The organism is Dyadobacter sp. CY356 (assembly GCF_021440195.1).
Lineage (GTDB): Bacteria > Bacteroidota > Bacteroidia > Cytophagales > Spirosomataceae > Dyadobacter.
This window is the reverse complement of sequence record NZ_JAJTSZ010000001.1, coordinates 321,804-335,625: the sequence shown is the minus strand read 5'-3', so window position 1 is coordinate 335,625 and position 13,822 is coordinate 321,804. Positions and strand designations below refer to the sequence as shown.

Sequence of the window (13,822 nt, the reverse complement as noted above, 5' to 3'; positions counted from 1 at the left end):
GGCCAGTCACCTTTCCAAAATCTGATGCATCCAAATCTTCCGAAATTTATTCCACGGGTCTGTTACGAAATTTTCGTCCGGTCGTTTTGCGACTCGAATGGAGATGGAATCGGTGATTTGAATGGTATTATTTCAAAACTGGATTATCTGGCGGATCTTGGAATTGAGGCAATCTGGCTGACACCCATCAATCCTTCACCAAGTTATCACAAGTATGACCCGGTTGATCATTTTGAAATTGAACCAGAATTTGGGACGATGGCAGATTTCAAACGACTGCTTTCTGAGGCGCATAAAAGGAATATTGTCGTATATCTTGACCTGATCGTCAACCATACCAGCACGTACCATCCCTGGTTCACAGAATCGAGTAAGGGCCCGGATAATCCTTTCAGGCATTTTTACTGGTGGTTATCTCCTGAAAAAATTGAAGAGCTGGGAATTGCTGAACGACAAACTTCTGACGATTCGGATGAGGTATATCCATGGCATGAAATTCCTGGAGATAATGAAAAATACTACGGGTTATTCTGGAAAGGTATGCCGGATCTGAATTATGATTCGGACCTGTTGAGAAAAGAACTGGCCAAAATCATAACCTTCTGGCTTGAAGAAATTGGTATCGACGGATTTCGCCTGGACGCTGCCAGGCATATTTATCCAATCTGGGAAAAAGAAAAAAACCGGGGTTTTTGGGAGTTTTTTGATGATGTGGTCAGGAAAGCAAAACCAGATGCCTATACGGTTGCGGAAGTCTGGGCAGAAACCTGGGAAGTGGCACCCTATCTGGAAAATCTGAATGCGACTTTTCATTTTGACCTGAGTTTTGCTTTGCAGCGGATTGTTATCCAGGAAAAAGATGAAAATTTGGTTCAGCAGTTACTGGCCAGTTATTCTCAATTTGAAGCTTTCAATCCTGAATTTATAGATGCGATCATGCTCACAAATCATGATCAGGATCGGATAGGAAGTGTTGTTGGGAATCATAAAGGCAAAATAAAACTGGCCGCTACGCTACTACTTACTTTGCCAGGGCAACCTTATATATATTACGGAGAAGAAATTGGAATGCTCGGTACCAAACCGGATCCATATATCCGTGAGCCATTTCTCTGGTCTGAAAATGAATCGGATTCAATGAAGACAAACTGGTTAAATGCGGAATTCTCGACACTGAGAACGATAGAACCACTTTCCAGCCAAATGAAGGATGCGGATTCTATTTATTCGCACTATAAAAAGTTGATTGAATTACGTAAAACGGTAAAGGCACTCGGGCAGATTTTAAAGCCAAACATTGAAGAAGTAGAATCATTCGACAATACGATCATGGCCTATGTCCGTACGCATGAAACCGAGCCGGTTTTGATCATTCATAATTTGAGCAGTGAAGTGAAAAATATACGACTGCCGGATAGCAGAGCGGGTTTTCAGGATTTAATTTTTTCCACAAATAAATCTTCCATTACTCAGGGTGGAGAATTGGAACTCACAGCTTATGGCAGTCTGATTTTAAAGGAAAGACCGACAACAATATCAGGTATAAACTGGTCACCAGTAGTTTAGCCTGCCATTCCATCTTTATAAAGAATTACTGACAATCCGGTTAATTTTATAAAAATGAAACTACGCCTCACATCATTTATATCCTGTTTATTTCTGGTTTTAGCATATTCTTCTTTTGCACAAAAAACTTATCCGACCCTTGGTAAGATCACGGTCAACGACCCGAAGATGGAAAAGCTGCTGTCAAAGAATGCGAAACTGGAGGTAATTGCATCAGGATTTGTATGGTGTGAAGGGCCTGTCTGGGTGAAAAACGGAGGATATTTACTTTTTTCGGATGTCCCCAAAAATACGGTTTACAAGTGGGAAGAGAAAAATGAGTTATCTGTTTTCCTGAAACCTGCAGGTTATACGGGTTTGGGTGAATATAGCAATGAACCGGGAAGTAATGGATTGACCATTGATAAAAAAGGAAGACTAATTTTCTGCGAACATGGCGACCGCCGTATTTCTGCCATGCCTTTAAACGGCGGTGGAAAAATAACGCTGTCAGATAATTTTGAAGGTAAACGATTTAACAGTCCAAATGATGTGGTACAGCATTCGGCGAACGGCAGCTTTTATTTCACCGATCCGCCTTATGGTTTGCCAAAATATGAAATGGATTCCAGTCGCGAAACGTCTTATTTTGGCGTTTATCAAATTACGCCAAGAGGCGAAACCAAAATCATTATCAAGGATTTAACCCGACCAAACGGACTGGCATTTTCAGCAGATGGGAAGACCTTATTCATCGCACAGTCAGATCCTGAAAAAGCATACATTATGTCATATCCTGTTCAGACAGACGGCTCGGTGCGAAAAGGGAAGTTATTTTTTGATGCAACGCCAATGAGTAAATCCGGCTTGAAGGGTTTGCCAGACGGACTTAAACTTGATATGGAAGGTAATATCTGGACTTCCGGACCCGGCGGAATCTTGATTTTATCTCCCGAAGGAAAACTTTTAGGAAAAATTGAAACAGACGGAGAACTCGCGTCCAACTGCGCCTGGGGAGATGACGGATCAACGCTTTACATTACTGTTGACGGCTATTTGTGCAGGATCAAAACAAATACAAAAGGTGCTGACTGGTAAATAAGTAATATGGAAATTCATCCATATTACTTATTTCCAATACCTCTCAAACTAAGCAGTGTACTTTCCACGCTTTTATGAACAGCCGGCCAATCCGTTTTGCCTTCCTTATAAACTTTAACATATGCTTTATAAAGCGCAATTTGATTTCCGTCAAGCGTGTTCAATTCATTTGATAATGTTTCTCGCTCCGAGGCGGAAGCAGATCTGAATTTGTCGAGCAAAACATCTCTGCGGCGTTCAACAATATCCAGTTCGTAAAGCACAAGACCACCCAGTTTATCCATTTCAGCATATTGATTTATTAATTGCTGGTTTGCTTCGGCACTTGAATTGTTGCCAGTTCGGGAATCTGAACCAGTTCGTAAGTCTGTTTCGTTTCCGGTTTTCAGGTAATCCTTTTTATATCTCACCTCCGCCTGATCAGACTTTCCCGGATTGTATGATGTCGAGGATTTTATCACCGTCGTTGTATCTCTCTGTACCGAAGTGCTTGAATACGGCTGTTGCCTGCTGTAATCCGAGCCATCCGTTTTACTCAGACTGCTTTTAAGATTAGCACAAGAAAAATGATAGAAAGCAAGAAATGTAATTCCTGAGATAATAAAAATACGACGCATGGCGGTATCAATTAAAAGTTATGTCGAAGTCCTATATTCAAATTGGGACTGAAATAAAGCACTTTTGGAAGTAATTCAACATATCCTCCACCTTCCACAAAAAAGGAAGTCGGTTTCTGAGAGAAGAAAAACTCAAGACCTCCGGTAAAGGACGGTCCAGTTGAAATGTTATTGGTATGTACAGATTTGATATTGGTATTCGGATAATATTTTCGTGAATTAATCTGAACCCCAACACCGCCATAAGCAATCATTCTGTCGTTAAACATAGGGACGAACCATAAATAACTGCCATTCAGCATAAATCCGATGCTCGCATATTCCCCTTCACGGTAAGCTTTCTTTTTTAACAAACTGGAATAAGTACCAACCGTAATATCCAGTGCATTTTTATCCCCATACTTCCGGAGATTGAAACCTGTCGGCTCCCCTACTTTTACACCTATCGCCCATTTCTCTGGCTGAGCCTGGGCTATTGAAAAAGCAAAAACCAACGTACAGAGTAAAAAAAATCTTTTCATAAACGTGTTACTATAAAATAAATACTATAAAATATCTTCCTGTGTTCCCAACAATGGCTACCGTTTACCACACATTAATAAAACCGAACCAAAGCTAAAAACGAATATTTGTTAGGACGAATAAGTAGCAAATTAGTCACAAAAAAGCTAGTCCGGGAAAAGGTATAAATTGTTTCCATTAAATCAAATTATCGGGCTGCCTTTGTTTCAGGATCAATTTATTTCTAATATTGAGCTGAAATTTCATTATTGTAAACTAATAATTAGCCCTGTGGTTGATAATACAAAGAGTAAAATCTTTAATTCTAAAGACTTAATTGCCTATTTTCTTGTAGCCGGAACCGGGGCTGTCGTTCAGTTACTTTGTAGTAGTTTATTTAAAGACTGGTTTGGATTAACATTTCAGCAATCAATTTTACCCGCCTACGCAGCTTCTTTTGTAGTCGGCTTTGCACTTACCAAACTGTTTGCCTTTAACGCCCGTAAAACGAATCAGACGAGACGGGAAATGGTAAAGTTTTTAATGGTAGCTGTTTTTTCAGGTTTTGTAACCTACATATTTTCAACCGCGGCATATTACATTTCTGATAATTATTTTCAGCAGCATAATTATCTACTTCCCTGGTCAAAAAAACATGTCAATGTTAATGAAATGGCCTGTTATATTGTGGGAATGGGTTTCAGCTTTATCAGCAATTATATTCTTCACAAAACTTTCACCTTCAAAAGCACAGGTTTTTATAACCGGTTGAAAGTACTGATCCGATAAATTACAACTTGCCACGGATACACGAATTTTCACAAATATTTTTAAAATCATTCGTGTCAATTTGTGTATTCTTGGCAACAATGTTTTTGGTAATAATTATAGTCTCTCGACTATAATCGCTGATGCTCCTCCACCTCCATTACAAATTGCGGCAAGACCATATCGTCCGTTTTTTTGTTCCAAAACAGAAAGTAAAGTAGTAATAATTCTGGCACCGGAAGCACCCAAAGGATGTCCAAGTGAAACGCCGCCACCGAAGACATTTACCTTTTCCTGATCAAGTTCAAGTTCTTTTATATAATACAGGGGAACTACCGCAAATGCCTCGTTAATTTCAAAATAATCAATATCTGAAACCGATAGCCCTGCCTTCTTCAAAACTTTGTGCGTTGCCAAAACCGGTGTAGTCGTGAACCAGGCCGGATCCTGCTCTGCATCTGCATAGGCAACAATTTTCGCAATAGGTTTTAAACCCATTTTCAAAACCGTACCCGAATTGGCTAAAACCAATGCTGCTGCGCCGTCGTTAATGGTAGAAGCATTAGCTGCGGTAACTGTTCCATCAGCCGAGAAAACTGGTTTTAAAGACGGGATTTTTTCAAATTTGACCTTTTTAAATTCCTCATCCTCTTCTACAAAAGTCGAAGCTCCACCTTTTGGGGGAACTATTTCAACAGGTACAATTTCGTTTTTGAAATATCCTTTTTCCGTTGAATCTGCACTTAATTTATAAGAACGGATCGCAAATTCATCCTGCTCTTCTCTTGAAATACTATATTTTAAAGCTGTTTTATCTCCACAAAGTCCCATCGCACTTTGGTTATATACATCCGTCAGACCATCTTTTACCAATCCGTCAATAATTTCCCCGTTTCCATAACCATATCCAGTCCGTGCTTTTGGTAAATAATAAGGGATTTGAGACATATTTTCCATACCGCCCGCGACGACAACTTCTGCATCGCCCAGCTGAATGGACTGGGCAGCAAGCATAACTGCTTTCATGCCGGAAGCACAAACTTTATTTACTGTCGTGCAAATAACGTCAGTAGCTAAACCTGAGAAAATAGCGGCCTGACGCGCAGGAGCTTGTCCAAGATTGGATGAAATAACATTTCCCATATATACTTCCTGCACAGAGGCCGGGTCAATTTTAGATTTTTCCAATGCGCCCCGGATTGCAGCAGCTCCGAGGCGGGTGGCGGGAACGGAGGATAATGACCCGCCAAAACTACCGATCGGTGTGCGGGCGGCAGCAAGAATAAAAACGTCTTCTTTCATGGTTTTTGGTTTTGTTGACTTGTTATATCAAATCAAAGTTTATTGCCAGACTTTCATCTCTGTAACAATAAATATAAGGAACCTGTCCTGAAATGAAGAAGTTTTTATTCTTTTAACTGTTCTTTATTTTGGTTTAAACATTTTCAAAGTTCATCCGAACGCTCTGGTAGCCGGTCATATTCTCCCTTTAATCCGTAGTAGCCAAAAATCATCAGTCCGGCACAAATCGGGATAAATATGATGATGATAATCGACCATTGTAAAGTTGTATTCGTCCGGGCTATTCCAACCGCTGCCGCCGCAATTTTTTCAGCAGCCTGCATAAATAAAAACAAAATAATTGTCGGTCCCAGAATGATCCAGACAACTCCTAAAACTCTTTTTAAAGTATTCATATCTTTTGTTCAATAATAGCTGTTTACAATGTTTTTATCAAGCACAAATCTCCGGATTCTTACCATCCGATAGCCGACCGCCGAAAGCTTAATCAGTTACATCCCGGTCACCTTTATTGTTGATATAAACAGCACCGATAACAAAAGATAAAGAAGCAATTCCGATCGGATACCACAATCCTGACAAAGGTGTAGAGCCCTGAAAGGACGCTACCAGTGTCGCGATAAACGGCACCAAACCCCCAAAAACACCATTTCCGATATGGTAAGGAAGTGACATGGAAGTATATCGGATCTGTGTTGGAAACAATTCTACCAGAAAAGCGGCGATGGGCCCATAGACCATTGTAACCAAAAGTACCTGGAAAAATACCAGGGCAACAATGATCCAAAACGTGCTATTTGGCAGTGTTACGTCGGTGTAAGAAATCTTTTCAGTTGGCTGCATTGTTTCATCTGCGTGAAGCGTAACTGCTTTTATTTCCTTGAAAGTACTTCCATTATTCAACGTTTTCAAGGTCGTTGTAGTAATTACAGAATCTGATTTTTCTGCCAAAAACTCCCTGGTAATCACCGGAACCGATGTTGATTTCAATTCCGTTTTTTGAAATTCACCGACATTTGTTGCATCAATAAAATATTGATAAATCGGACGGTAAAATACAATCCCGAGCAACATTCCGGAAAGCATAATCCATTTTCTTCCCACTTTATCACTCCATGAACCGAAGATTACAAAAAATGGCGTTGCGAACAGAATCGCCCAAAGCAGAATATATCGGGATTCGTTGAAATCCAGTTTGCAGGTATTTTCCAAAAAAGACTGGGCATAAAACTGACCTGTATACCAGATCACACCCTGCCCCATTGTCGCACCGAAAAGAGCGAGCAATACCATTTTAAAATTGGCCTTTTTCTGGAAGCTTTCTTTTAATGGATTTGCCGAAATCTTTCCTTCCGCTTTCAATTTTGAAAATACCGGCGATTCATGCATTTTCATCCGGATATAAATCGAAACGCCTACCAATAAAATGGAAAGCAAAAACGGTATCCGCCAGCCCCAATCCGCGAAAGCAGGCGCTCCAAGAATATTTTTTGTGGCCACGATAACACCCAGCGAGAGGAATAATCCCAGCGTCGCGGTGGTCTGTATCCAGCTTGTAAAAAATCCTCTTTTTCCTGCCGGTGCATGTTCTGCCACATACGTTGCCGCACCTCCATATTCACCACCAAGTGCCAAACCCTGAACAAGTCTTAAAATCAAAACCAAAATAGGTGCAGCGTATCCGATACTGGAATAGGAAGGAATTAACCCGATCAAAAAAGTGGAGCCGCCCATTAAAACGAGCGTTAGTAAAAATGTATATTTTCTCCCGATCAGATCACCCAAACGACCAAAAACCAATGCGCCAAATGGCCGGACAATAAATCCGGCAGCAAAAATAGCCAGTGTGTTGATCAGCGCCGACGCCCCGGCATCACTTGGAAAAAGTTGATGACCGATAATCACCGCCAGACTTCCAAAAATGTAGAAATCATACCATTCAATTAACGTCCCGAGCGAGGAAGCTGCAATCACTTTTGTGATGCTTTGTGTAACATTGTCTTTGGGTGTACTCATTGATCAGCAAAAAATAAGTATTGAACGTGAGATGGCTTGCCTGATACGGCAAATGATTAATTAGCAGGATAAGGCATAAATGCAGGTTCAATACTCATAATAAAATAAAAAGCCTTCCAATTGAATTGGAAGGCTCCTAAAATTTTAATCTCTTTATTGCCTGCTATCTGTCTAAATCGTCATCATCATCGTCGTTTTCCAAATCGACCACAGTTTCATCTTCTGCTTTGTTGGTCACATCATCAACACTATAATCTTCCCTCAACAGATCAGGGTTTTCACTTGGCAAATCTGTCCCAAGCGTTTTACCACTCGTCTTATCTGAATAAACCGGCGGTTCCAACAATGACTTACTAGTATCTATAATTTCCGGATCTTTTCTTTTCGATATCATGATCATTCAGTTTAAAAGTTGACTACTAAACTTATTCTGATATCAATTTTTAAATAATCATACCTGTTGCTTTTCTAACTTAATCTGTAATTAATTGTAGAGAAATATCCGTTTTTGTAGAAGATGAACGCATGGATTTTCCACGGCTATATTATTAAGAACCTGATCAGGATAGGTCAGTTTACTATTTGAACCATAAATAACACTAAGATTTGGTATTATCTAAAAACCTCATGAAATTGCCGCCCTGCATTGATCCAAACGGATTTCTGTTTCCTGAATCTCCTAAACCACATAAAAATGTTACAAAAAATCGCACTCCTGTTTATATTGACGGCCGGAGTTTTTTATCAGAACTCCGTTATTGCCGGCTCAGGAGATTCCACACTTATTATCAAAAAGACCAGCGACTTTAAAGTCAATGGTGAAGGTTCGGCGGCAAACTGGGCGAGTGCAAGCTGGTTTGATATAACGGTCCAAAATGGTCCAAAACAAACGAAACCCGGCAAACAATTTCCTACGAAAGCCAAAATTATGTATTCTGAAAAAGGGATATATTTTCTTTTCGACTGTACAGATAAGAGACTGACTTCAACGATCCTGGAAGATTTCGGGCTTTTGTTTAAAGAAGATGTTGTGGAGGTTTTTTTATGGCCGGATACTGCTATTCCTATTTATCTGGAATACGAAGTTTCTCCATTGAACTATGAACTTGCGATTCTGGTACCAAATCTCAAAGGTGGAAATACCGGCTGGAAACCCTGGCATTATGACGAGCGAAATAAAGTACAGCACGAAACCAGCGCATTAGGACAAAAGAAGAGCATGGCTGCAGTAGAGGGCTGGAAAGCGGAATTTTTTATTCCATATGCGCTTATGAACCCAATAATCCCTACAACACCAAAATCTGGTACACAATGGAAAGGAAATTTTTACCGTATTGATTATGACGACACCGAAACCGCTTATTATTCCTGGCAGAAAACCAGCGGAAGTTTCCATGATTTCAAGAAATTCGGTACACTCATTTTTGAATAAACGCTTATCAAATAATTACTAAACCATGAAACAAACCGTTCTTACTTTTATCTGTCTAATCGCAGCAACCATGACATTTGCCCAAAAACCTGCACCCAGAGAAATTCTTTATATCGGTACTTATACCCAAAAAGGCGAAGGAATTTATGTTTATGAATTTGACAGAAGTAAAATGTCGTTCAAGGAATTGCAGGTTTTGACCAATAAAAACAGCCCGTCGTTTTTGGAATTTCACCCAAATAAAAAATTCCTTTATTCAGCAAACGAAGATAATAGCACGATATCATCCTATAAAATTGACCAGACAACGGCCAAACTTACGCCGATTAATGAAAAATCATCTGTTGGCAAAGGCCCATGTCATGTGAGTGTGGATCCCAAAGGACGGTTTATTTATGTTTCCAATTATGGCAGCGGTTTGCTGGCTGTTTATTTGTTAAATGAAGACGGAAGTATTGGCGAACTGGCAGATCAGATTCAGGATAAGGGCTCAGCTAATCAAAAACCGCATATGCACTCGGTAATTCCTTCAGCAGATGGTAAATTTATTTATGCTTCTGATCTCGGCATTGACCGCATAATGATTTATTCTGTTGATCAGAAAACCGGCAAACTTACACCTGGTGCAGTGCCTTATGCAGAAGTGAAGGAAGGCGACGGTCCCCGCCATTTTGCCATTCATCCCAATGGAAATTTCGGGTATTCGGCCTGTGAATTACATTCAGTTGTTAATGGCTTCCAAATTGTAAAAAATACCGGGGCACTGGTTCCGATCGAACGTGTGAGCATGCTGCCGGAAGATTTTAAAGGAAAAAGTTTTGCCGCTGATATTCATTTTTCGCCGGATGGAAAATTCCTTTATGCTTCTAACCGTGGTCATGAAAGTCTTGTAGTATATGCCGTAGATGCAAAAACCGGAAAGTTGACAACCGTCGGATTTCCGGAAACGCATGGAAAACATCCACGTAATTTTATGGTTGATGCGAAAGGAGAATTGGTAATTGTTACCAACCGTGATAATAATAATGTTGTTTTCTTTAAAAGAAATGTGACAACTGGTTTGTTAACTTATACTGAGAAGGAAATTAGTATTCCAACACCGGTTTGTGTGAAGCAGTTATTTTTGAAGTAGAAAAAATTTGATAATAATAAACCCGCTGATCTGATTTTATATTCTGGTCAGCGGGTTTTTGGTTGAAAATATTACAATTCTACTGCAAGCAATTCTGATCCAAGGCGATGCAAGGCAGCTTCAATTTTTTTAACCTGAGCCTGACGAGGTTTTTTAAGTCCGGAAGCATAATGATTTAACTGTTTCTCATTAATTCCGGTCAGTTTCGCAATTCCTGTTTGATTGAAAATACCTTTATAATACGCTAACAAGCTCTCAACATCAAATTTCCAAACAATTTCGTAATCACCTTTCAAGGCAGCTGGAATGTTATCCGGAGAAAATGTTTTAACAATATCAATACAATTTAGGGCTGACATTTTTGCCTCCTGAATAGTATCTCCTATCCCGTAAATCTTTTCCACGTTTTCAGCATAGGCTGCATAATCATCCTTTCCTCTGGCAATTATGATTTTAATTTTTTTCATGATTTTAATATGTATCGATTATTTTAAACCTAAATCTTTTACAATCTTCTTTCTCAATCCCTCATAAATTTCATTTGATCCATGAAATGGGACTGGATATCTCCGTCCATTCTTCTCATAAATATAATGACTACCATTTGTTCGTATATGTACCCAACCATTACGCCTGATATACCTGTGAAATTCGGAGGATTTCATTATTATGATAACGATTAAATAGTGTATGTATATTTACAAAGATATACAATAATATACCTTTCAACAAAAAACATAATGATAATGCAGCAGCTCTTCTCACATAATATCATGAAAACTGAGCTTATTATTGATTAAATAATGCTTCTCAAATCCAGAAATTCTATCCCCTACTCCCCTCTCTTCACAAACTTCCCGGAAAAAACCTTCGTGGCTTTCCCATCCTTAAAAACCACTTTCCCATTCACCCAAACCATCAAAATCCCGTCTGATAATGCCATTGGATTAGCAATTGTAGCATTATCTTTTACTGTTTCAGGATCAAACAAAACCAGATCTGCGTAGTAATCTGGTGTAACGATACCTCTGTTTTTGATTCCCGTATTTTCCGCCGCCAGGCCTGTCATTTTATAAATGGCAGTTTCAAGCGACATAATTTTTTGCTCTCTTACGTACTTTCCTAACACACGTGGGAAAGAACCATGGCCGCGTGGATGCCCGCCTACACTTCCGTCTGAACAAATGCTGCTGTTTGGCCAGGCCAGGAAATTAATCACATCCTCTTCGGACATTGACGTTGCAGCAATTACCGAAGATCCGTCTTTTTCATCAGCCTCACGCACAATGCGCATCAATGCTTTGGCCGGGCTTTCCTGATTCATTTGCCCAATTTCAGTTACCGTTTTTCCTTCGTAAGCTTTATTGGCAGAAAAATTGGTTATGTACGATTGCGCAGGATCAAATAATTGCTTGGTGGCAAAAATGGCGCTTTCTTCGTTGTTAAAATCCTTTTTTGGAAACAAAACCCGTGGTGTGGACATCCACATTTGGTAAGGATAAACATCTGCTGTAATGTTCACACCTTCCGCTCTTGCTTCGGCGAGTTGAGCCAGAATATCATGAGACTTCCCCCACTTACTGACCATGGCAATCTTCATATGTGAAATCTGTACCGGAATTTTTGCCCTTTTTCCAATCTGAATAATTTCGTCCAGCGACTCTTCCAGATTCATATCTTCACTGCGGATATGACTTATATATCTTCCGCCTTTTGACGCTGCAACTTTTGCCAGATCCACTAATTCATCACGGTTAGAATAAAATGCATCTTCATATTCCAGTCCCGTTGCCAAACCCAGCGAACCTTTATCCAGTTCCCGGCTTAAAATACTTTTCATAGTATCGAGTTCAGACGGCTTTGAAGTACGAAACAATTTCTTTCCCATCACCATCGACCGCATCATACCATGGCCGGTATACGTTGCCAGATTTGTGCTAACCGGTTTATTTTTCAATCGTGCTAAAATGCTGTGAACAGGAATCCCGCCACCATCCTGTCCCACCACAATCGTCGTTATTCCCTGACTGATTGTAGAAAGTGATTCCGGATTATCTTGCAGTCCGCGGTCATGGTGACTATGGCTGTCGATAAAACCGGGAGCCAGTATTTTTCCTTTTCCATCAATTACTTCTTCATTTTTAAAAGCGGTCAGATCACCAATGTCACGAATCTTTGCATCAATTAGTCTCACACCCACTTTTCTGCCTGCCGTTCCTGTTCCGTCGATAAGGTTTACATTACTAATTAGAGTAGTTAACGGCACTTTGATTTCTCTTACTTCAAAAAGACTGGTAGCCAATCCGGCAGCCCGATAATTTCCGGAATTGTCAAGAATGATCAGTGTTTCATTCGTATTAATATGCCTGACAATCATCGTATTAAAACCAACCCAGCCTCCGGAATGCTGTACAATCTCACCTGCCTTGGTAATAAACCAGCCAAAACCATAACCAGTTTCCTTCCCGTTATTCAGTTTTCCGGAAGTAATAGCTTCCTGGAAAGTAGCTTTTTTCACCAGCTTTTCGGTATAAAAAGCCTGGTCCCATTTGTACAGATCTTCAACGGTTGAGTAAATATTTCCATCACCCACCACACCATCAAACCGCACCAGATCATTCAAAACTTTTTTCCCGCCCTCCACCTTAAAACCAAAAACACGACTCGGCGGATAGGTTTTCATTTTCAATGTGTAGACATAGGAATTAGTCATTTTCAAAGGATCAGCAATATTTTTTTTAAAAAACCGGTCAGCCGGAATACCAGAAATTTTTTCGATGATCGATGCCAGTGTTGTATAATTGGTATTACAATATTCAAACTTCTCTCCCGGCTGAAAAACAACTTCCGGCTTTTTATTGGCTATCAATTCCAGCAGAGATTCATTCGTAAGTGTATCCAGTAGCCCCATATTATTCTGGGCAAAATCAAAATATTCTGGTAAGCCCGAAGTGTGATTCATGAGCTGGCGAACTGTAATATTATCATAAGGAAATTCAGGCAGATATCGGTTTACCTTATCATCAAAATTCAATTTCCCCTGTTCTTTCAAAATCATCGCCATCATCGTATAAAACTGCTTGGAAACCGAAGCAAGATTAAATGCCGATGCGGTTGTCAGCAGTTTATTATCTGATGTGTTTGTTATTCCGTACGCTTTTTTGAAAACAATCTTTCCTTTATTTCCGATCAAAACAGTGCCATTAAACAAATCCCGTTCTTGTAAATAATTAAGAAGAGAATCTATTTTTTGGGCTTTCTGGGTGATTTGGGCTTGGGTGAGAAAGGGTAAGAAAATGAGAAATAGAAGAAATTTTTTCATAACCGGTATTTAAGGAGCTGTTGGGTTGATAGCAATCAGCTGCTAATTTATAGGAACGTTCAGAAATGATTTCAACTATGGTATTT

The 13,822-nt window shown here is 39.8% G+C and carries 14 protein-coding genes; 5 read left to right on the top strand and 9 right to left on the bottom strand.

Annotated features, from left to right (window positions below; genetic code table 11):
* Positions 1 to 24 precede the first annotated feature (24 nt).
* Positions 25 to 1,566 carry an alpha-amylase family glycosyl hydrolase gene (locus LXL81_RS01445; protein WP_234644924.1) on the top strand — a complete coding sequence of 514 codons (1,542 nt, stop codon included), beginning with the start codon at positions 25 to 27 and terminating at the stop codon, positions 1,564 to 1,566.
* A gap of 54 nt (positions 1,567 to 1,620) precedes the next feature.
* On the top strand, positions 1,621 to 2,643 hold the full coding sequence (locus LXL81_RS01440; protein WP_234644923.1) for an SMP-30/gluconolactonase/LRE family protein: 1,023 nt from the start codon (positions 1,621 to 1,623) through the stop codon (positions 2,641 to 2,643).
* Between the two features lie 26 nt (positions 2,644 to 2,669).
* Here LXL81_RS01440 and LXL81_RS01435 read toward each other — a convergent pair whose 3' ends face one another.
* Complete coding sequence (locus LXL81_RS01435; protein WP_234644922.1) at positions 2,670 to 3,263, bottom strand: hypothetical protein; 594 nt, start codon at positions 3,261 to 3,263, stop codon at positions 2,670 to 2,672.
* 11 nt (positions 3,264 to 3,274) lie between these two features.
* The gene (locus tag LXL81_RS01430) at positions 3,275 to 3,784 is read right to left on the bottom strand and encodes a hypothetical protein (protein WP_234644921.1); all 510 of its coding nucleotides are present in this window, start codon (positions 3,782 to 3,784) and stop codon (positions 3,275 to 3,277) included.
* Positions 3,785 to 4,055: 271 nt separating this feature from the next.
* Between LXL81_RS01430 and LXL81_RS01425 the strand changes: the two genes are divergently transcribed.
* Entirely contained in the window at positions 4,056 to 4,553 is a 498-nt protein-coding gene (locus tag LXL81_RS01425; protein ID WP_234644920.1) for a GtrA family protein, read from the top strand.
* Between the two features lie 96 nt (positions 4,554 to 4,649).
* On the opposite strand, the gene LXL81_RS01420 is transcribed toward LXL81_RS01425, so the two are convergent.
* The 4 genes from LXL81_RS01420 to LXL81_RS01405 form a co-directional block, all read right to left on the bottom strand.
* Positions 4,650 to 5,834 carry an acetyl-CoA C-acyltransferase gene (locus tag LXL81_RS01420; RefSeq protein ID WP_234644919.1) on the bottom strand — a complete coding sequence of 395 codons (1,185 nt, stop codon included), beginning with the start codon at positions 5,832 to 5,834 and terminating at the stop codon, positions 4,650 to 4,652.
* A 143-nt stretch (positions 5,835 to 5,977) separates the two neighbouring features.
* Positions 5,978 to 6,229 carry a DUF6814 family protein gene (locus tag LXL81_RS01415; RefSeq protein WP_234644918.1) on the bottom strand — a complete coding sequence of 84 codons (252 nt, stop codon included), beginning with the start codon at positions 6,227 to 6,229 and terminating at the stop codon, positions 5,978 to 5,980.
* Positions 6,230 to 6,317: 88 nt separating this feature from the next.
* Positions 6,318 to 7,850 carry an MFS transporter gene (locus tag LXL81_RS01410; protein ID WP_234644917.1) on the bottom strand — a complete coding sequence of 511 codons (1,533 nt, stop codon included), beginning with the start codon at positions 7,848 to 7,850 and terminating at the stop codon, positions 6,318 to 6,320.
* Positions 7,851 to 8,013: 163 nt separating this feature from the next.
* Complete coding sequence (locus LXL81_RS01405) at positions 8,014 to 8,244, bottom strand: hypothetical protein (RefSeq protein ID WP_234644916.1); 231 nt, start codon at positions 8,242 to 8,244, stop codon at positions 8,014 to 8,016.
* Between the two features lie 300 nt (positions 8,245 to 8,544).
* On the opposite strand from LXL81_RS01405, the gene LXL81_RS01400 reads away from it, so the two are divergent.
* Both LXL81_RS01400 and LXL81_RS01395 read left to right on the top strand, forming a co-directional pair.
* The gene (locus tag LXL81_RS01400; protein ID WP_234644915.1) at positions 8,545 to 9,282 is read left to right on the top strand and encodes a carbohydrate-binding family 9-like protein; all 738 of its coding nucleotides are present in this window, start codon (positions 8,545 to 8,547) and stop codon (positions 9,280 to 9,282) included.
* A 25-nt stretch (positions 9,283 to 9,307) separates the two neighbouring features.
* Positions 9,308 to 10,414: a lactonase family protein gene (locus tag LXL81_RS01395; protein ID WP_234644914.1), complete on the top strand. Its 1,107-nt coding sequence runs from the start codon at positions 9,308 to 9,310 to the stop codon at positions 10,412 to 10,414.
* A gap of 71 nt (positions 10,415 to 10,485) precedes the next feature.
* On the opposite strand, the gene LXL81_RS01390 is transcribed toward LXL81_RS01395, so the two are convergent.
* The 3 genes from LXL81_RS01390 to LXL81_RS01385 form a co-directional block, all read right to left on the bottom strand.
* On the bottom strand, positions 10,486 to 10,881 hold the full coding sequence (locus LXL81_RS01390) for a type II toxin-antitoxin system HicB family antitoxin (protein ID WP_234644913.1): 396 nt from the start codon (positions 10,879 to 10,881) through the stop codon (positions 10,486 to 10,488).
* A gap of 18 nt (positions 10,882 to 10,899) precedes the next feature.
* The gene (locus LXL81_RS29225; protein WP_409013833.1) at positions 10,900 to 11,079 is read right to left on the bottom strand and encodes a type II toxin-antitoxin system HicA family toxin; all 180 of its coding nucleotides are present in this window, start codon (positions 11,077 to 11,079) and stop codon (positions 10,900 to 10,902) included.
* Between the two features lie 167 nt (positions 11,080 to 11,246).
* On the bottom strand, positions 11,247 to 13,736 hold the full coding sequence (locus tag LXL81_RS01385; protein WP_234644912.1) for a serine hydrolase: 2,490 nt from the start codon (positions 13,734 to 13,736) through the stop codon (positions 11,247 to 11,249).
* Between the last annotated feature and the right edge of the window lie 86 nt (positions 13,737 to 13,822).